Annotated in this window: 15 protein-coding genes and 1 tRNA gene; 11 read left to right on the top strand and 5 right to left on the bottom strand. The window is 69.3% G+C overall.

Annotated elements, in window-relative coordinates; all coding sequences use genetic code 11:
* Window positions 1-90: 90 nt before the first annotated feature.
* Window positions 91-936, top strand: coding sequence for a DUF4184 family protein (locus D1369_RS30665; RefSeq protein WP_037899609.1), 846 nt, complete (start codon window positions 91-93; stop codon window positions 934-936).
* On the opposite strand, the gene D1369_RS30660 is transcribed toward D1369_RS30665, so the two are convergent.
* Window positions 869-1,315 (bottom strand): hypothetical protein, encoded by a 447-nt coding sequence (locus D1369_RS30660; RefSeq protein ID WP_007381321.1) that lies wholly within the window; start codon window positions 1,313-1,315, stop codon window positions 869-871. The two genes, D1369_RS30665 and D1369_RS30660, sit on opposite strands and share 68 nt — an antisense overlap.
* Before the next feature lie 593 nt (window positions 1,316-1,908).
* On the bottom strand, window positions 1,909-4,638 hold the full coding sequence (gene polA / locus D1369_RS30655) for a DNA polymerase I (protein ID WP_118082720.1): 2,730 nt from the start codon (window positions 4,636-4,638) through the stop codon (window positions 1,909-1,911).
* A 168-nt stretch (window positions 4,639-4,806) separates the two neighbouring features.
* Here polA and D1369_RS30650 point away from each other — a divergent pair, with 168 nt between their 5' ends.
* From D1369_RS30650 to D1369_RS30615, 8 genes are all read left to right on the top strand, one after another.
* Window positions 4,807-7,086 carry an FdhF/YdeP family oxidoreductase gene (locus D1369_RS30650; RefSeq protein ID WP_118082719.1) on the top strand — a complete coding sequence of 760 codons (2,280 nt, stop codon included), beginning with the start codon at window positions 4,807-4,809 and terminating at the stop codon, window positions 7,084-7,086.
* Window positions 7,087-7,138: 52 nt separating this feature from the next.
* Window positions 7,139-7,600 carry a hotdog fold thioesterase gene (locus D1369_RS30645; RefSeq protein ID WP_037899614.1) on the top strand — a complete coding sequence of 154 codons (462 nt, stop codon included), beginning with the start codon at window positions 7,139-7,141 and terminating at the stop codon, window positions 7,598-7,600.
* A gap of 368 nt (window positions 7,601-7,968) precedes the next feature.
* Window positions 7,969-8,655 carry a hypothetical protein gene (locus D1369_RS30640; protein WP_037899616.1) on the top strand — a complete coding sequence of 229 codons (687 nt, stop codon included), beginning with the start codon at window positions 7,969-7,971 and terminating at the stop codon, window positions 8,653-8,655.
* 226 nt (window positions 8,656-8,881) lie between these two features.
* A complete protein-coding gene (locus D1369_RS30635; protein WP_007381326.1) occupies window positions 8,882-10,108 on the top strand; it encodes a branched-chain amino acid ABC transporter substrate-binding protein in 1,227 nt (408 codons plus the stop codon).
* A gap of 135 nt (window positions 10,109-10,243) precedes the next feature.
* Entirely contained in the window at window positions 10,244-11,173 is a 930-nt protein-coding gene (locus D1369_RS30630) for a branched-chain amino acid ABC transporter permease (RefSeq protein WP_020119997.1), read from the top strand.
* A gap of 5 nt (window positions 11,174-11,178) precedes the next feature.
* A complete protein-coding gene (locus D1369_RS30625; RefSeq protein ID WP_050789874.1) occupies window positions 11,179-12,948 on the top strand; it encodes a branched-chain amino acid ABC transporter permease in 1,770 nt (589 codons plus the stop codon).
* 5 nt (window positions 12,949-12,953) lie between these two features.
* The gene (locus tag D1369_RS30620; RefSeq protein WP_037903213.1) at window positions 12,954-13,802 is read left to right on the top strand and encodes an ABC transporter ATP-binding protein; all 849 of its coding nucleotides are present in this window, start codon (window positions 12,954-12,956) and stop codon (window positions 13,800-13,802) included.
* A complete protein-coding gene (locus D1369_RS30615; protein WP_007381330.1) occupies window positions 13,799-14,515 on the top strand; it encodes an ABC transporter ATP-binding protein in 717 nt (238 codons plus the stop codon). The genes D1369_RS30620 and D1369_RS30615 overlap by 4 nt, the downstream gene beginning before the upstream one ends.
* A 73-nt stretch (window positions 14,516-14,588) precedes the next feature.
* Here D1369_RS30615 and D1369_RS30610 read toward each other — a convergent pair whose 3' ends face one another.
* Window positions 14,589-15,245, bottom strand: coding sequence for a response regulator (locus D1369_RS30610; protein WP_007381331.1), 657 nt, complete (start codon window positions 15,243-15,245; stop codon window positions 14,589-14,591).
* A 100-nt stretch (window positions 15,246-15,345) separates the two neighbouring features.
* On the opposite strand from D1369_RS30610, the gene D1369_RS30605 reads away from it, so the two are divergent.
* Window positions 15,346-15,420, top strand: a tRNA-Leu gene (locus tag D1369_RS30605).
* Between the two features lie 106 nt (window positions 15,421-15,526).
* Entirely contained in the window at window positions 15,527-16,270 is a 744-nt protein-coding gene (locus D1369_RS30600) for a helix-turn-helix domain-containing protein (RefSeq protein ID WP_037899621.1), read from the top strand.
* A gap of 6 nt (window positions 16,271-16,276) precedes the next feature.
* On the opposite strand, the gene pyk is transcribed toward D1369_RS30600, so the two are convergent.
* A complete protein-coding gene (gene pyk / locus D1369_RS30595; RefSeq protein WP_007381333.1) occupies window positions 16,277-17,713 on the bottom strand; it encodes a pyruvate kinase in 1,437 nt (478 codons plus the stop codon).
* A gap of 144 nt (window positions 17,714-17,857) precedes the next feature.
* On the bottom strand, window positions 17,858-18,553 hold the full coding sequence (locus tag D1369_RS30590) for an SIMPL domain-containing protein (protein WP_007381334.1): 696 nt from the start codon (window positions 18,551-18,553) through the stop codon (window positions 17,858-17,860).
* Between the last annotated feature and the right edge of the window lie 21 nt (window positions 18,554-18,574).

The following is an 18,574-nucleotide window of genomic DNA, read 5'->3' as shown; positions in this document are numbered from 1 at the left end:
GTTCGATCGGTGCGGGCCCGCGTCGCCCATACTGGACGGCACCGATCACCCGGGCCGCCGCCCGGCCAACACCCGCCACGAGGAGCCCCGTTGCCGTTCACCCTGAGCCATGCGGCGGCGGTACTGCCCGCGGTGCGCACCGACGGAACGGGCCGGGGACGACTGGTTCCGGCCGTCCTCGTGGCCGGATCCTTCGCACCCGACATGACCTATTACGCGGCAAGTGTCGTACCCGGGGCGATGGAGTTCGGCACCGTCACGCACTCCTTCCCGGGCGTCTTCACGATCGACGTGCTCGTCGCCTGGGCGCTGGTGGGCCTGTGGCTGCTGCTGCGAGAACCACTGGTGGCCCTGCTGCCGCGAAGGCGACAGGGCAGAGCGGCGACGCTCCTGCGCTGCGGCACGCCACGCGCACGCGTGCGTACGGCACTGGCCGCGCGCTGGTACGCCTCCGCCGCCGTCGGAGGGCTGACCCATGTCGTGTGGGACGCGTTCACGCATCACGACCGGTGGGGGATGCGGCTGTTCCCCGCCCTGGGCCGGCAGGTGGCCGGCTCCCCTCTCTACTGGTACCTCCAGTACGGCGGTTCGGCGCTGGCCGCGGTGGTGATCACCGTGTTCTGCGTGCACGCGCTGCGCCGGGCACCCGCGGCGGCCGAGCCGTCCGGTGTCCCCGTTCTGTCGGTGCGGGACAGAGGGTGGGCCGTGGCTCTGATCGGCGGGTGCATGACGGTGGCCGGGCTGCAGCGGGCCTCGCGGTGGTGGGCCTACTGGGGCTCCACCGCGAAGCCCTGGGAACTGATCCCCGCCCTCTGCTTCGGCGCGGGCGCCGGCCTGGTCCTCGGGGTACTGCTGTACGCCGCGGGCGTCAGGCTGTGGCGCCCGGCCCCGGTGTCCGACGCCCGCGAAGAGACCGGTCTCCCGCTCGCTCGCTGACCGCGTCCTCGGCCGCGATGAACACCGTCATGGTGGGCATCGGACGGGACCGGGGCAGCAGGGTGAGGGCGAGCGCGAGATAACTGAGCGCCAGCTCGGCCCACAGCTCTACGGCGTCCCGATCGCGGCGCCCGATGCGGTGCCGTAGCTCCGCGGCGGCACGGCGCAGGCTTCTGCCCACCCGGACCGGAACGCGGGGGCCCGCCGCCCTGGCTCGCGCCCTGCGCAGGAGTGTCGCCAGGTCGAAGGGAATGCGAGCGGTGCTTGCGGCGGCCGCGTGGGCCGGAACCGGGGGACGTACGGACGGGACCTTGCCGGCGTACACCGGTGCCTGCGTCCGTCCGGGGGCCGCCCGGCGGTGGAGCATGCGTATACCCATGACGGCATCCTGGCCGGGGGTCGGGACGAGGGCGCGAGCTGGAGTCCACGCGAGTGACGAACGCTGCGCTGGGCTTGGGCGGGTCGCCTATGAGGGTGCCGGGTTCGGTTGTGGGGCGGGTGCGGGCCGGTGGGGCTGGTCGCGCAGTTCCCCGCGGTTCCGCTGCGCTGGGCTTGAGCGGGGCGCCTATGAGGGTGCCGGGTTCGGTTGTGGGGCGGGTGCGGGGGTGTGGGGGCTGATCGCGCAGTTCCCCGCGCCCCTGGGTGGGTGCAGTCACCCCCCGGCCAGGACGGGCCGTTCGCCACCTTCCCCGCCGCGGCGGGCCGGTAGCCGCCTACGGCGGGAAGGGGACGGGGTGGGGGGTGTCCGCCCGCAGCGGCCGGCGTCCATTACAGGCCCCTTCTGAAGCGACCGAGCCGCCGGACCGAGGACGGATACCCGCCAGCCCGGCCCCGACCCCAGACCACACCGCACGCGCTACACCCGCCCCCACCGAGGCCGCACAGGCAGCCGCAGGCATCAGGGGCGCGGGGAACTGCGCAAAAACGCCCGCCCCCACCAACCCGCACAAGACACCGCCCACCCGCCGGAGGCTAGTGCGCTGCGGACTCCCAGTCCGAACCGTCCCCCACCGACACCCCCAACGGCACCCGCAGATCCACCGCGTCGGACATCTCCCGCCGCACAATCTCCTCCGCAACCCCCCGCTCCCCCGGCGCAACCTCCAGCACGATTTCGTCGTGGACCTGGAGCAGCATGCGCGAGGCGAGCCCCGCGTCCCGCAGCGCCCCGTCCACCTTCAGCATCGCGATCTTGACGATGTCCGCCGCGGTCCCCTGGATCGGCGCGTTGAGAGCCATCCGCTCGGCCGCCTCACGCCGCTGGCGGTTGTCGCTGTTGAGGTCGGGCAGATACCGCCGGCGCCCGAAGAGCGTCGCGGTGTACCCGGTGGCCCGCGCCTCGTCGACGGCCCGCCGCAGATAGTCCCGCACCCCGCCGAACCGCTCGAAGTACGCGTCCATCAACGCCCGCGCCTCCCCCGCCTCGATGTTCAGCTGCTGCGAGAGCCCGAACGCGGACAACCCGTACGCCAGCCCGTACGACATCGCCTTGATCTTGCGCCGCATCTCCGCGTCGACCGCACCGGGCTCGACCGCAAAGACCTGCGACGCTGCCGTGGTGTGCAGGTCCTCCCCCGAGGTGAACGCCTCGATGAGCCCCGCGTCCTCGGAGAGGTGGGCCATCACCCGCAGCTCGATCTGGCTGTAGTCCGCGGTCATGAGGGACTCGAAGCCCTCCCCCACCACGAATCCGCGCCGGATCGCCCGCCCCTCGTCCGTACGGACCGGGATGTTCTGGAGGTTCGGATCCGTGGACGACAGCCGGCCCGTCGCCGCGACCGTCTGGTTGAACGTCGTATGGATACGGCCGTCCGCGGCGATCGTCTTGATCAGGCCCTCGACGGTCACCCGGAGCTTGGCCTGCTCACGATGCCGGAGCATGATCACCGGCAGTTCGTTGTCCGTCTGGGTCGCCAGCCACGCGAGCGCGTCGGCGTCCGTCGTGTAGCCGGTCTTCGTCTTCTTCGTCTTCGGCAGGCCGAGCTCACCGAAGAGGACTTCCTGGAGCTGCTTGGGCGAGCCGAGGTTGAACTCGTGCCCGGCCGCCCCGTGCGCCTCCTTCACGGCCTGCTGGACCGCCCCGGCGAACATCTGCTCCATGGCTTCCAGGTGGGCCCGGTCGGCCGCGATGCCGTGCCGCTCCATGCGCGCCAGCAGGGCGGAGGTGGGCAGCTCCATGTCCCGCAGCAGGTCGGCGGCCCCGACCTCGGCCAGGCGGCCCTCGAAGGCCGAGCCCAGATCCAGCACGGCCCGCGCCTGGACCATCAGCGCCTCGGCCTCGGCTCCGTCGTCCGCGCCGAAGGCGAGCTGCCCGTCGGCCGCGGCCGGGGGCGCCAGCTCCCGGCCCAGGTACTCCAGCGACAGCGCGTCCAGGTCGAAGGACCGGCGCCCCGGCTTGACGAGGTACGCGGCGAGCGCGGTGTCCATGCTGACACCGGCGACACTCCAGTCGTGCTCGGCGAAGACCCGCATGGCGCCCTTGGCGTTGTGCAGCACCTTGGGCCGCTCGGCATCGGCGAGCCAGGCGACCCACGCCCTCTCGTCGGCCTCGTCCAGCTCGGACGGATCGAACCAGGCGGCCGCACCGCCGGACGCGGCGAGCGCGACCTCGGCGACCGAGCCGGTGCCCAGACCCCAGGTGTCGACCGTGGCGAGACCGAGGGGCTGCCCCGCGCCGTGCTCGGCGAGCCAGCCGGCCAGCTCACCGGTACCGAGCACCGTGCCGTCCACCGCCACTCCGGGCGCGGCGACCGGGGCGCCCTCGGCCTCCTCGGCTCCCGGGTCGACGGCCAGGAGCCGCTCCCGCAGGGAGGGGTTCCTGATCTCCAGGGTGTCGAGGATCATCGCGAGCGACTTGCGGTCGTACGGGGCGCGCTCCAGGTCGGTGACCGTCTTCGGCAGCTCCACCGTGCGCACCATCTCGGTGAGGCGGCGGTTGAGCTTGACGGCCTCCAGGTGGTCGCGGAGGTTCTGCCCGGCCTTGCCCTTGACCTCCTCGACGCGCTCGACCAGCTCGGCGAACGAGCCGAACTGGTTGATCCACTTCGCGGCGGTCTTCTCGCCGACGCCGGGGATGCCGGGGAGGTTGTCGGACGGGTCGCCGCGCAGGGCCGCGAAGTCGGGGTACTGGGCGGGCGTCAGGCCGTACTTCTCGAAGACCTTCTCCGGGGTGAACCGGGTCAGCTCCGAGACGCCCTTCGTCGGGTACAGCACGGTGGTGTGCTCGGAGACCAGCTGGAAGGAGTCTCGGTCGCCGGTGACGATCAGCACGTCGAAGCCCTCGGCCTCGGCCTGGGTGGCGAGCGTGGCGATCACGTCGTCGGCCTCGAAGCCGTCGATCGCGAAGCGCGAGACGTGCATCGCGTCGAGGAGCTCACCGATCAGCTCGACCTGACCCTTGAACTCGTCCGGGGTCTTGGAGCGGTTGGCCTTGTACTCCGTGAACTCCTCGGACCGCCACGTCTTGCGGGACACGTCGAAGGCCACCGCGAAGTGCGTGGGCTCCTCGTCGCGCAGGGTGTTGGCCAGCATCGACGCGAAGCCGTAGATCGCGTTCGTCGGCTGGCCGGTCGCGGTCGTGAAGTTCTCCGCGGGCAGCGCGAAGAACGCGCGATAGGCCAGCGAGTGCCCGTCCATGAGCATCAGGCGCGGGCGGCTGCCGCCGGGGCTGTTGTCGGTCTTCTTCGCTGCTGTCTCTGCCACGCCCCCGATCCTGCCACGCCCCACTGACAGTCAGACCCGCCCGCCGCCCACGGCACGAAAGGTGCAAGCTCTGCCGTCGCTTCCCGCGGGCCCGGCAAACGCCGTTGTCACCGGCGCGTGCGAGGATCGGAGACGTACCTCACAGGTGTGTGCGAAGGAGAGAGTCCGATGGCCACGAAGCCGCCCAAGGGTGATCCGGTTCAGGACGCTCCGCAGGTCACCGAACCGAAGCACGCGGCGGCGGGACTGCCCGCCATCGGGCACACGCTGCGGATCGCGCAGCAGCAGATGGGCGTGAAGCGCACCGCGCTGACACTGCTGCGCGTCAACCAGAAGGACGGCTTCGACTGCCCCGGCTGCGCCTGGCCGGAGCCCGACCACCGGCACGCGGCCGAGTTCTGCGAGAACGGCGCGAAGGCGGTCGCCGAGGAAGCCACCCTGCGCCGGATCACCCCCGAGTTCTTCGCCGCGCACCCCGTCGCCGACCTCGCGACCAGGAGCGGCTACTGGCTCGGCCAGCAGGGGCGGCTCACCCACCCCATGTACGTCCCCGAGGGTGGCACCCACTACGAGCCGGTGAGCTGGGAGCGCGCCTTCGACATCATCGCCGAGGAGATCGCCGCCCTCGGCTCCCCCGACGAGGCGATCTTCTACACCTCGGGCCGCACCAGCAACGAGGCCGCGTTCCTGTACCAGCTCTTCGCCCGCGAACTGGGCACGAACAACCTGCCGGACTGCTCCAACATGTGCCACGAGTCGTCCGGTTCGGCGCTCAGCGAGACCATCGGCATCGGCAAGGGCAGCGTCCTGCTCGACGACCTCTACCAGGCCGACCTGATCATCGTCGCCGGACAGAACCCCGGGACCAACCACCCCCGCATGCTCTCCGCGCTGGAGAAGGCCAAGGCCAACGGCGCGAAGATCATCAGCGTCAACCCGCTGCCCGAGGCCGGACTGGAGCGCTTCAAGAACCCGCAGACCCCGCAGGGCATGGTCAAGGGCGCCGCCCTCACCGACCTGTTCCTGCAGATCCGCATCGGCGGCGACCAGGCCCTCTTCCGCCTCCTCAACAAGCTGATCCTTCAGACGGACGGGGCCGTCGACGAGGCCTTCGTCCGCGAACACACCCATGGCTACGAGGAGTTCGCCGAGGCCGCCCGCGCCGCCGACTGGGACGAGACGCTCACCGCGACCGGCCTGTCCCAGCAGGAGATCGAGGAAGCCCTCGCCATGGTCCTCGCCTCCGAGCGGACCATCGTCTGCTGGGCCATGGGCCTCACCCAGCACAAGCACTCCGTGCCGACCATCCGCGAGGTCGTCAACTTCCTCCTCCTGCGCGGCAACATCGGCCGCCCCGGCGCCGGCGTCTGCCCGGTCCGCGGCCACTCCAACGTCCAGGGCGACCGCACCATGGGCATCTTCGAGCGCCCCGTGCCCGCCTTCCTGGACGCCCTGGAGAAGGAGTTCGGCTTCGCCCCGCCCCGCGAGCACGGCTTCGACGTGGTGCGCGCCATCCGCGCCCTGCGCGACGGCGAGGCCAAGGTCTTCTTCGCCATGGGCGGCAACTTCGTCTCCGCCTCCCCCGACACCGAGGTCACCGAGGCCGCCATGCGGCGCGCCCGGCTGACCGTGCACGTGTCGACCAAGCTGAACCGCTCGCACGTGGTCACGGGCGCGCGTGCCCTGATCCTGCCCACCCTCGGCCGCACCGAGCGCGACCTCCAGGGCAGCGGCGAGCAGTTCGTGACCGTCGAGGACTCCATGGGCATGGTGCACGCCTCCCGGGGCCGCCTGGAGCCCGCGAGCGGCCGGCTGCTGTCCGAGCCCGCCATCGTCTGCCGGCTCGCCCGCCGGGTCCTCGGCGAGAAGAGCCGGGTGCCGTGGGAGGAGTTCGAGAAGGACTACGCCACCATCCGCGACCGCATCGCCCGCGTGATCCCCGGCTTCGAGGACTTCAACGCGCGCGTGGCCCGCCCCGGCGGCTTCACCCTGCCGCACGCCCCACGCGACGAGCGCCGCTTCCCCACCGCCACCGGCAAGGCCAACTTCACCGCCGCGCCCGTCGAGTACCCCGAGCTGCCCGAGGGCCGGCTGCTGCTGCAGACGCTGCGCTCGCACGACCAGTACAACACCACGATCTACGGCCTCGACGACCGCTACCGGGGCATCAGGAACGGCCGCCGGGTGGTCCTGGTCAACCCCGAGGACGCCGACCGGCTCCGGCTCGCCGACGGGTCGTACGTCGACCTCGTCAGCGAGTGGAAGGACGGCGTGGAGCGGCGGGCCCCCGGGTTCCGGGTCGTGCACTACCCGACCGCCCGGGGATGCGCGGCCGCGTACTACCCCGAGACCAACGTCCTGGTGCCGCTGGACGCCACCGCCGACACCAGTAACACCCCGGCCAGCAAGTCCGTCGTCGTACGTCTGGAACAATCGGCAACCGACTGAGCGTTTGCTCAGCGCAGACAGTCGTAGCGACCAGGACGAACGGAGCCCGCCCATGGGTGAGCAGCAGCACGCCACGTTCCCTCAAGAGGTCATCGACGAGTACGCGGCGCTCGGCGTCGACCTCGTCGCCATGTTCTCCGCCGGGCACCTGGGCACCCGCATGGGCGTGCAGATCGTCGAGGCCTCGGCGGACCGGGTCGTCGGCACGATGCCCGTCGAGGGCAACACCCAGCCGTACGGCCTGCTGCACGGAGGCGCCTCCGCCGTGCTCGCCGAGACGCTGGGCTCCGTCGGCTCCATGCTGCACGCCGGCAGCTCCAAGATCGCGGTGGGGGTGGACCTGAACTGCACGCACCACCGCGGGGTGCGCTCGGGACTGGTGACCGGAGTGGCCACACCGGTGCACCGGGGACGGTCCACCGCGACGTACGAGATCGTGATCAGCGACGAGGAGGAGCGCCGCGTCTGCACCGCCCGCCTGACCTGCCTCCTGCGGGACGCCCCCGGCCGCTAGGGGCCGCCCGGGGGACCGGGCCGGCACCGCGGGACCGCCCCACCCCTCCGGGTGCCGCTGCCGCCTGCCGGCCCCCCTGCCCGCCCGGGACACCTCCGGCCGCACAAAACTGGCCGACGACCCGAGCCGGCAACCCCCGCGAGCCGACCCACCCCACCCCTCCGCGACGCCAGCCACCGGGTCCCCACACCCATAGCCCCCCGGGCTCCCCGAACCCGAACAACCCCACCCAGAACGGCCCTTCATCGACACCCCCCGCTCGCCCCACCCCGGCCACACCGCCTCCCGCCGTCCCCCCGGTCCGCCGAGCAGGCCCCGGGGCGTACACCGACTGGGCACGGCCCCCCGACTCCCCCTACCGTTCTCCCATGACCGGTATCGGCCCCGTCGAGCCCGTCGACTCCCCCGATCGCGGGGAGAGTTACGACGTCATCGGCGCCGACGGGCCCCGGCTGACGGACCGCTGGAGCGTGTGGTGGCGCGGCCTGCCGCCACGCGTCCGCAGGGCCACCCTGGCCACCACCGCGATCACCCTGCTCGCGGCCGGAGTTCTCGTCCCCCGCACCCTCTCCGAGGACCACCACCCCGAGCCGGAGCACACCCCCTCCCCCTGGCCCGCCAACGTCACCGCCTGGCGGTACCTCGGGCCCGCCGGACTCCCCGAACCCCCCGGCACCCACCCCACCACCGGCCGCTTCCGCTTCGCCGTCGACGTCGACAGCGGGACCCCCGTCACCCTCCAGGTCACCGGCGCCGCCTTCACCGGCCTCACCGCCCACGCCCTCCCCGAGGCGTTCACCGTCCACCCCGGCACCACACGCCGGGTCACCGTGGAAATCACGGTTTCCGACTGTTCGGGTCTGCCCCTGAATGCCGACCTACCCTTTCTTGACGTAACCCTCCGTAACGCGCGCGCAATACAGCATCACAGCTTCATCTTCGGCCGGGCGTACTCCCGCGACCTTTTCCGGCTCCTTCGGGACGCCTGCGCCACGACATCCGGGCCACAGCCCGGACGGCCAAGCGGAAGTGCAGGTTCTCAAAATGCGGACTGAGGGGATAATCCGCCAAACCGGCTGAGAGCCCCCTCGACGGAAGCCCGCCATCCATCACGTCATAACAAGAAAGTCACAAGCCCGCACACAGCGATGCCCCTGCCTGCAAACCGGGCTTAGAGTCACGGCCAGTCACCGCTCCATCGGGAGTTCGGTAAAGCGCGGGCACCAGCCGCACCCACAAGGGCGCGCGAGCCTGCGGAAAGGAATGATTGTGCGACGTTCCATGGTGATCCTGACCTCCGTCATGGCGACGGGGGCTCTCACACTCACCGCCTGCGGCTCCCGTGACGACAAGGGCAGCGACAGCGACAACGGGGGTGGCACCACCCTCACCATCGGCGTGGACGCCCCGCTGTCCGGCGAGAACTCCACCACCGGTCTCGGCATCCAGTACGGCGCCCAGATCGCCGTCGACGACGCCAACAAGAACAAGCTCGTCCCGGGCGTGACGTTCAAGCTGAAGGCCTTCGACGACAAGGCGCAGCCGGCCACCGGCCAGTCCAACGCCACCACCATCACCGGCGACAAGACCGCCGTCGGCGCCGTCGGCCCCCTGAACTCCGGCGTCGCCCAGACGATGCAGCAGGTGTTCGCCTCGGCCAACATGGTCCAGATCTCCCCCTCGAACACCAACCCCGAGCTGACCCAGGGCAAGAACTGGCAGACGGACAAGAAGCGGCCGTACAAGACGTACTTCCGCACCGCCACCACCGACGAGCTCCAGGGCAGCTTCGCCGCCGACTACGCGTACAACGGCCTCAAGAAGAAGAAGGTCTTCGTCGTCGACGACAAGCAGACCTACGGCGCCGGCCTCGCGAAGATCTTCAACGAGCAGTTCAAGAAGCTCGGTGGCAAGGTCGTCGGCACCGACCACATCAACACCGGCGACAAGGACTTCGGCTCCCTCGTCACCAAGATCAAGAACGCCAAGGCCGACCTGCTCTACTACGGCGGCCAGTACGACGAGTCCTCGCTGATCACCAAGCAGCTCAAGGGCGCCGGCGTCAAGATCCCGCTCTTCGGCGGCGACGGCATGTTCGCCTCCACCTACATCGAGACCGCCGGCGCCTCCTCCGAGGGCGACCTCGCCACCGCCGTCGGCGTCCCCGCCGACACCCTGCCCGCGGCCAAGACCTTCATCGAGACCTACAAGTCCAAGGGCTACAAGGGTGACTACGGCGCCTACGGCGCGTACTCCTACGACGCCACCACCGCCATCATCAAGGCAGTGAAGGCCGCCGTCGACGCCAACAGCGGCAAGGTCCCCAGCGACATCAACGCCCTGCGCTCCTCCGTCGTCGACGGTGTCCAGAAGTCCGACTTCGAAGGCATCTCCGGCAAGGTCGCCTTCGACCAGTACGGTGACACCACCAACAAGCAGCTCACCGTCTACCAGGTCACCAAGGGTGCGTGGAAGGCTGTGAAGACCGGCACCGCCGACCTCGGCTAGTCCAGGCCCCAGCAGCACACAGCGACACCACTCACGGGCCGCGCGGGAGGGGACCCCGACCGCGCGGCCCTTGCCACACCCCACCCCAGCACGCAATACGTGCACACGACCACCAGCGACAATGGAGGCCACGCGGTGAACACCCTGCCGCAGCAGCTGGCCAACGGGCTGCTCCTAGGCTCGATGTACGGGCTCATCGCCATCGGCTACACGATGGTGTACGGCATCGTCCAGCTCATCAACTTCGCGCACGGCGAGATCTTCATGACCGGGGCCTTCGGCGCCTTCACGGTCTACTTCTACATCCTCCCCGACGGCACCTCGATGGCACTCGCCGTCCCCCTGATGCTGATCGGCGGCGGCATCGTCGCCATCCTCATCGCCGTCGGAGCGGAACGGTTCGCCTACCGGCCCCTGCGCGGAGCCCCACGGCTCGCACCGCTCATCACCGCGATCGGCCTCTCCCTGGCCCTGCAGGAAGTCGTCCGCAACTTCTACCCGCACGCCGACCGCGCCGTCGCCTTCCCCGGCCTCGACGCCACCCACGACATCGGCTCCATCACCATCAAGGACGCCGACATCTTCCTGATCGTCGCCGCGATCGTCTGCATGTCCGCCCTCGCCTTCTTCGTCCGCAAGTCCCGCACCGGCCGCGCCATGCAGGCCACCGCCCAGGACCCGGACACCGCACAGCTCATGGGCATCGACACCAACCGCATCATCGTGATCGCCTTCGCCATCGGCGGCTTCTTCGCCGCCGTCGCCGCCGTCGCCTACGGCATGAAGTACGGCAGCATCGACTACCGCATGGGCTTCCTGATGGGCCTCAAGGCCTTCACCGCGGCCGTCCTCGGCGGCATCGGCAACATCTACGGCGCCATGCTCGGCGGCCTCGTCCTCGGCGTCGCCGAGACCCTCGCCTCCGCCTACATCGACGACATCCCCGGCATGCACCTCTTCGGCGGCGGCTCCTGGAAGGACGTCTGGGCCTTCTGCCTGCTCATCATCGTCCTCCTCGTCAGGCCACAAGGCCTGCTCGGCGAACGCGTAGCGGACAGGGCGTGATCACGATGACCGACACCACCACCCGCGGCCTGATCCCCCTGCCCCTCCCCGCGGCCCGCGCACTCCTCCTCGCCGGAGGAATCGCCACCGCCGCCTCCGCCTTCCTCGCCTGGACCTGGACCAGCGAGTTCCCCGGCGACCTCACCATCAGCGGCTACCCCGGCGGCCTCCAGTGGCTCACCTTCATCGCCGGCCTGCTCGTCACGGTGTTCGCGCTCGCGGCATACGAAGTCCCCGGCCTCCGCGGACTGATCCCCGCCCGCAACAACGCCCCCCTGGTACTCACCGCCCTCGGCGGCTTCGGCGTCACCTGGTACACCATCGTCTCGATCGCGGTCGAACTCGGCGGACTCGCCAACCTCGAACCGGGCGGCTGGGTCGCGGCCATCGCCTCCCTCCTGCCCGTCATCGGCGCCTTCGCTCTCCCCGAGCCCCGCACCGCGAGTGCCAAGGGCAACCTCAAGGCCTACATCGCCAAGCCCGACGGCATCCCCGCCGCCGCACCCATCAGCCCCTGGGTCGAGCGCGCGATCATCACCCTCGCCACCATCGTCGGCCTGGCCGTCTTCACCTACGGCATCGACACCGAGTACGGCGAACTCTTCATCGGCTACCTCATCGTCGTCATCTTCGCCGTCTGGGCCCTGCACACCGCCGGCCTCAACGACCGCTTCTCCCGCATCGTCGCCCGCAACCGCAGCTTCACGCTCGCCATGGGCTTCGCCGCGGCCATCGCGTTCCCCTTCACCCAGACCAACGACCACTACGCCAACATCGGCGTCAACATCCTGATCTTCGGGACCGTCGCCCTGGGCCTCAACATCGTCGTCGGCCTCGCGGGCCTTCTCGACCTCGGATACGTCGCCTTCCTCGGCGTCGGCGCCTACACCGCCGCCCTCGTCTCCGGCTCCGAGTTCTCCCGCTTCTCCGGCGTCCACTTCCCCTTCTGGGCCGCCGCCCTCACCGGCGCCGCCGCATCGCTCGTCTTCGGCGTCCTCATCGGCGCCCCCACCCTGCGACTGCGCGGCGACTACCTCGCCATCGTCACCCTCGGCTTCGGAGAGATCTTCCGTATCGCCGTCAACAACATGGACGGCGACTCCGGCCCCGACCTCACCAACGGCCCCAACGGCATTCCGGCCATCCCCGACCTCAACTTCTTCGGGTTCAACCTCGGCCAAGCCCACGACGTAGCAGGCTTCACCCTCGGCCGCTTCGCCAACTACTACCTGCTCATGGTGCTGATCATGGCCATCGTGGTCCTGGTCTACACCCGCGCCGCCGACTCCCGCATCGGCCGCTCCTGGATCGCCATCCGCGAGGACGAGACCGCCGCCACCGCCATGGGCATCAACGGCTTCCGCGTCAAACTCATCGCCTTCGCCCTCGGCGCCACCCTCGCCGGCCTCGCCGGCACCGTCAGCGCCCACGTCACCTACAGCGTCGTCCCGACGCCGTACCAGTTCGCGGGCTCGACACCCCCCAACTCGGCCTTCCTCCTCGCCGCAGTCGTCCTCGGCGGCATGGGCACGGTCGCAGGCCCCATCCTCGGCGCCGCACTCCTCTACCTGCTCCCGGAGAAGCTCGTCTTCCTCCAGGACAAGTCGCTGCTCGCCTTCGGCATCGCCCTCATCCTGCTGATGCGCTTCCGCCCCGAAGGCATCATCGCCAACCGCCGCCGCCAACTCGAATTCCACGAGACCGGCCAACTCGACGTACCAGAAACAACAACGCTGACCGGCGACCCCGCCGCCGTCACCAAGGCGGGGGCGTGAGCACCATGACGACACCTGTACTCGAAGCCCGCAACGTCACCATGCGCTTCGGCGGCCTCACCGCCGTCCGCTCGGTCGACTTCACCGTCAACGCAGGCGAGATCGTCGGCCTCATCGGCCCCAACGGCGCCGGCAAGACCACCTTCTTCAACTGCCTCACCGGCCTCTACGTCCCCACCGAAGGCACGGTCACCTACAAAGGCACCGTCCTGCCCCCCAAGCCCCACCTGGTGACCCAGGCCGGCATCGCCCGCACCTTCCAGAACATCCGCCTCTTCGCCAACATGACGGTCCTCGAGAACGTCCTCGTAGGCCGCCACACCCGCACCAAGGAAGGCCTCTGGTCCGCCCTCCTGCGCGGCCCCGGCTTCAAGAAGGCGGAGAAGGCCAGCGAAGAACGAGCCATGGAACTCCTCGAGTTCATCGGCCTGGAGGCCAAGCGCGACCACCTCGCCCGCAACCTCCCCTACGGCGAACAGCGCAAGCTCGAGATCGCACGCGCCCTGGCCTCCGAACCCGGCCTGCTCCTCCTCGACGAGCCCACCGCCGGCATGAACCCCCAGGAGACCCGAGCCACCGAAGAACTGGTCTTCGCCATCCGCGACAGGGGCATCGCCGTCCTCCTCATCGAGCACGACATGCGCTTCGTCTTCAACCTCTCCGACCGCGTCGCCGTCCTCGTCCAGGGCGAAAAACTCGTCGAAGGCACCTCCGACGTCGTCCAGGCCGACGAACGCGTCATCGCCGCCTACCTCGGCGAACCCTTCGACGGCGACCCCGGCACGGCAGGCACCGCCGAGACCGACGCGGCCGAAGCGCAGAGCACCACCAGCACCAAGGGAGAAGGCCAGTGACCGCACTCCTCGAAGTCGAGGACCTCCGGGTCTCCTACGGCAAGATCGAAGCCGTCAAAGGCATCTCCTTCAGCGTCGAAGCAGGCCAGGTCGTCACCCTCATCGGCACCAACGGCGCCGGCAAGACGACGACACTCAGGACACTGTCCGGTCTGCTGAAGCCCACCTCCGGCAAGATCCTCTTCGACGGCAAACCCCTCAGCGGCATCCCCGCCCACAAGATCGTCTCCTTCGGACTCGCCCACTCCCCCGAAGGCCGGCACATCTTCCCCCGCCTGACGATCTTCGAAAACCTCCAGCTCGGAGCCTTCCTCAGGAAAGACAAGGAAGGCATCGAAAAGGACATACAGCGCGCCTACGAGCTCTTCCCGATCCTGGGAGAACGCCGCAACCAGGCGGCAGGCACCCTGTCCGGCGGCGAGCAGCAGATGCTCGCGATGGGCCGCGCCCTGATGTCCCAGCCGAAGCTCCTGATGCTGGACGAGCCCTCCATGGGGTTGTCCCCCATCATGATGCAGAAGATCATGGCGACCATCGTCGAACTCAAGTCCCAGGGCACGACGATCCTCCTCGTCGAGCAGAACGCCCAAGCGGCACTCTCTCTCGCCGACCAGGGACACGTCATGGAGGTCGGCAACATCGTCCTGTCCGGCACCGGACAAGACCTCCTCCACGACGAGTCGGTCCGCAAGGCATACCTCGGCGAGGACTGACGCCCTTCGTGCGTACGACGAGGCCCGCGCCCCCTTCTCCGGGACGCGGGCCTTCGTCTGTGCCGATCGGGGCTCAGCCCTTGTTGGCCTTCTTCTCGTCGGCGTCCAGAATGACCGCCTCCGCGACCTGCTGCATCGACATGCGCCGGTCCATCGACGTCTTCTGGATCCACCGGAACGCGGCAGGCTCCGTCAGGCCGTAGGAGGTCTGGAGGATCGACTTCGCCCGGTCGACGAGCTTGCGCGTCTCGAGCCGCTGGGTCAGATCCGCGACCTCGTTCTCCAGCTCCTTCAGCTCGGTGAACCGGGACACGGCCATCTCGATCGCCGGCACGACATCGCTCTTGCTGAAGGGCTTGACGAGGTACGCCATCGCACCGGCGTCCCGGGCCCGCTCCACCAGGTCGCGCTGCGAGAAGGCGGTGAGCATGAGGACGGGCGCGATGCGCTCTTCGGCGATCTTCTCGGCCGCGGAGATGCCGTCCAGCTTGGGCATCTTCACGTCGAGGATCACGAGGTCCGGCTTGTGCTCACGGGCCAGCTCGATGGCCTGCTCGCCATCGCCTGCCTCGCCTACGACGCTGTAGCCCTCTTCCTCCAGCATCTCTTTGAGGTCGAGCCGGATCAGGGCCTCGTCCTCGGCAATGACGACACGGGTCGTCAGCGGAGGCACGTGCGACTTGTCGTCGTCGGGCGCGTCTACGGGCTGGGGCGACTCGGGGGCGGTCACGGGGGCTCCTCGTTCAGGGGCAGGGGTACTGCTGACAAGAGCGTACCTAGCTGCGGTAAGGTGGGTGCGCGAGGGGTTGCACTTCTCCTTCCTTTCTAAGGCCCCAGTACTCCAACTGGTTAGAGAGGCCGCTCTCAAACAGCGGACAGTGTGGGTTCGAATCCCACCTGGGGCACTTTTCCTTCGATTCCAAGGTTACCCTCAAGAAGTGGATGTTCCCGTTCTCGTGAACATCCACTTTTTGCTGCGTGTCTTCGCGATCACTCGCGCAGAGTGGCCGCATGTACGACGTCAGCACGCGCAAGCGAGCTCTCGCACTGGTGACACAGGGGCGCAGCCTCAACTCGGTCAGCCGAGAAACGGGAATCTCGCGAGCCGCGATCTGCTCCTGGCAGCAACGCATCGAGCCGTTACCGCGCATGTCATCTCCCGGCCCCGGGCCGCCTGCCGACGAACAGGCCTACGCGTACCTACTGGGCCTCTACCTGGGTGATGGCTGCATCAGCGCACACCCGCGCGGCGGCTACCACCTGCGCATCGCGTGCGCCGACGCCTGGCCGGGCCTCATCCAGGAGTGCCGCGAAGCCATCACCAAAGTGCGCCCAGGTATTGCCGTCTACGCCCTCCAAAAGGAGGGCTACCGGATGATGACCGGCTACTCCCGGCACTGGCCCAGCCTCTTCCCCCAGCACGGACCTGGCAAGAAGCATGAGCGCTCCATCGCCCTCGTTTCCTGGCAGCAGGCCATCGTCGACGTCCACCCATGGGAGTTCATCCGCGGCCTCATCCACTCCGACGGGTGCCGCATCACCAACTGGACGACGCGCCTCGTGGCCGGTGAACAGAAGCGCTACGAATATCCCCGGTACTTCTTCACCAACCTGTCGGGCGACATCATCAGGCTCTTCACCCACACCCTCGACCGAGTGGGAGTCGACTGGAAGCGGGCGAACAGCCACAACATCTCCATCGCCCGCAAAGCCTCAGTAGCCCTCATGGACACCCACGTAGGCCCCAAGCACTGACCACCCCTACTTGGGACTGTCGTCCTCGCCGACGTGATGGACCCGGACCAGGTTCGTCGAGCCGGAGACCCCGGGCGGGGAGCCGGCCGTGATCACGACCACGTCGCCCTTCTCGCAGCGACCGTACTGCAGCAGCAGCTCGTCCACCTGGTCCACCATCGCGTCCGTGGTGTCGACCTGCGGGCCGAGGAAGGTCTCCACACCCCACGTCAGGCTCAGCTGCGACCGAGTCGCCGGCTCCGGAGTGAAGGCCAGGAGCGGGATCGGGGACCGGTACCGCGAAAGCCGTCGCACCGTGTCGCCCGACTGGGTGAAGGCCACCAGGAACTTCGCGCCCAGGAAGTCGCCCATCTCCGCCGCCGCGCGGGCGACCGCCCCGCCCTGCGTCCGCGGCTTGTTGCGTTCGGTCAGCGGCGGCAGTCCCTTCGCGAGGATGTCCTCCTCCGCCGCCTCCACGATCTTCGCCATCGTCCGGACCGTCTCGATCGCGTACTTCCCGACGCTGGTCTCCCCCGACAGCATCACCGCGTCCGTGCCGTCGATGACCGCGTTGGCCACGTCAGAGGCCTCCGCCCTCGTCGGGCGGGAGTTCTCGATCATCGAGTCGAGCATCTGGGTCGCGACGATCACCGGCTTGGCGTTGCGCTTGGCCAGTTTGATCGCGCGCTTCTGGACGATCGGTACCTGCTCCAGCGGCATCTCCACGCCCAGGTCCCCGCGCGCGACCATGATGCCGTCGAACGCGGCCACGATGTCGTCGATCGCCTCGACCGCCTGGGGCTTCTCCACCTTGGCGATGACCGGGAGCCGCCGCCCCGCCTCGTCCATGATCCGGTGAACGGCCTCGATGTCGCGGCCACTTCGCACGAACGACAGCGCGATCACGTCGAAGCCCATGCGCAGGGCCCAGCGGAGGTCCTCCTCGTCCTTGGCGGAGAGGGCGGGCACCGAGACCGCCACGCCCGGGAGGTTCAGGCCCTTGTGGTCGGAGACCATGCCGCCCTCGATCACCCTGGTGTGGACCTGGGGGCCCTCCACCGACGTGACCTCCAGGCAGACCTTGCCGTCGTCGACGAGGATGCGCTCACCCACAGTGACATCCGAGGCGAGTCCGCCGTACGTGGTGCCGCAGGAGCGCTGGTCGCCCTCCGCGCCCTCCTCCACCGTGATGGTGAAGGTGTCGCCGCGTTCAAGGAGTACGGGTCCTTCGGTGAAGTGGCCGAGGCGGATCTTCGGGCCCTGAAGGTCGGCGAGGAGGCCGACGCTGCGGCCGGTCTCGTCGGAGGCCTTGCGGACGCGGTGGTACCGCTCCTCGTGTTCGGCGTAGCTGCCGTGGCTGAGGTTGAAGCGGGCTACGTCCATTCCGGCGTCGACCAGGGCTTTGATCTGGTCGTAGGAGTCGGTGGCGGGGCCCAGGGTGCAGACGATCTTTGCTCGGCGCATGTTTCGACCCTAGACCTTACCGATGGGTAGGGAATTGGGGAGGTATGACTACTCAACAACCTTTGGGTGAAGGGCTGTTGACAAGGGTTGAAGTGTGCGCCACTCCGCTCTGATGAGCATTCCGAATGCAAATTCGAGTGACGCTCATAGTGTGGGTGGTGCCATGGTGAAGCGTGCGTTGACCTGGGCGTGGACGTGTTGGCGTTGGGGTTCGAGGTCGAGGGGGGCGGCCGAGGTGTCGGCTGCGGCCTCGTAGGCCATGGAGCGTGCGCGGCTGGCCTTGCCGACGAAGCGGGGTTCGGGGTCCTCGGCGCCGAGGTCGGCGAGTTCCACCAAAGAGGCCAGTGACGTGCCCAGCGCCTCCGCGTACTCCTTCGCCCGCTGGACCGCGTCCCGTACCGCCTGCTGACGGGCTTCCCGGTAGGCGGGTGAGTCGCGGCGCAGGGCCCACCAGGGGCCGTCGACCCCCGTCAGGTCGAGGTCGGCCAGCCTGGTGGTCAGTTCGCCCAGTGCGGTGAAGTCGGTCAGCTCCGCGGTGATGTGGACGCGGCCGTGGTAGGCGTGGACGCGTTCGCCGCGGCCGTGTTCCTTGAGTTCGGGGGTGACGGAGAAGGAGCCGGTTTCCAGGTGTTCGACGGCGTCGCCGTAGGACTTGAGCAGGTCGAGGGCGTCGGCGTTGCGGCGGGTGAGGTCGTCGAGGGCGGTGCGGCGGTCCTTGCCGCGGGAGGCGACGGTGACGCTGATGCGGGCGATCTCGGGGTCGACTTCGAGGTGGGCTTCACCGCGGACGGCGAGGCGGGGCGCGTCGGGGGTGCCGTAGGGAGCGGAGTCGGTGGCCATAACGCCCCACTGTGTCAGTTT

This window comes from Streptomyces sp. CC0208 (assembly GCF_003443735.1).
Lineage (GTDB): Bacteria > Actinomycetota > Actinomycetes > Streptomycetales > Streptomycetaceae > Streptomyces > Streptomyces sviceus.
This window is presented reverse-complemented; position numbering and strand designations above follow the sequence as displayed.

Excerpts from the sequence above, each read along its gene's own strand:
- D1369_RS30660 (WP_007381321.1), bottom strand. The coding sequence starts at position 1,315 with ATGGGTATACGCATGCTCCACCGCCGGGCGGCCCCCGGACGGACGCAG.
- D1369_RS30650 (WP_118082719.1), top strand. The coding sequence starts at position 4,807 with ATGGCCACGAAGCCGCCCAAGGGTGATCCGGTTCAGGACGCTCCGCAG.
- D1369_RS30645 (WP_037899614.1), top strand. The coding sequence starts at position 7,139 with ATGGGTGAGCAGCAGCACGCCACGTTCCCTCAAGAGGTCATCGACGAG.
- D1369_RS30640 (WP_037899616.1), top strand. The coding sequence starts at position 7,969 with ATGACCGGTATCGGCCCCGTCGAGCCCGTCGACTCCCCCGATCGCGGG.
- D1369_RS30635 (WP_007381326.1), top strand. The coding sequence starts at position 8,882 with ATGGTGATCCTGACCTCCGTCATGGCGACGGGGGCTCTCACACTCACC.
- D1369_RS30625 (WP_050789874.1), top strand. The coding sequence starts at position 11,179 with ATGACCGACACCACCACCCGCGGCCTGATCCCCCTGCCCCTCCCCGCG.
- D1369_RS30620 (WP_037903213.1), top strand. The coding sequence starts at position 12,954 with ATGACGACACCTGTACTCGAAGCCCGCAACGTCACCATGCGCTTCGGC.
- D1369_RS30600 (WP_037899621.1), top strand. The coding sequence starts at position 15,527 with ATGTACGACGTCAGCACGCGCAAGCGAGCTCTCGCACTGGTGACACAG.
- pyk (WP_007381333.1), bottom strand. The coding sequence starts at position 17,713 with ATGCGCCGAGCAAAGATCGTCTGCACCCTGGGCCCCGCCACCGACTCC.
- D1369_RS30590 (WP_007381334.1), bottom strand. The coding sequence starts at position 18,553 with ATGGCCACCGACTCCGCTCCCTACGGCACCCCCGACGCGCCCCGCCTC.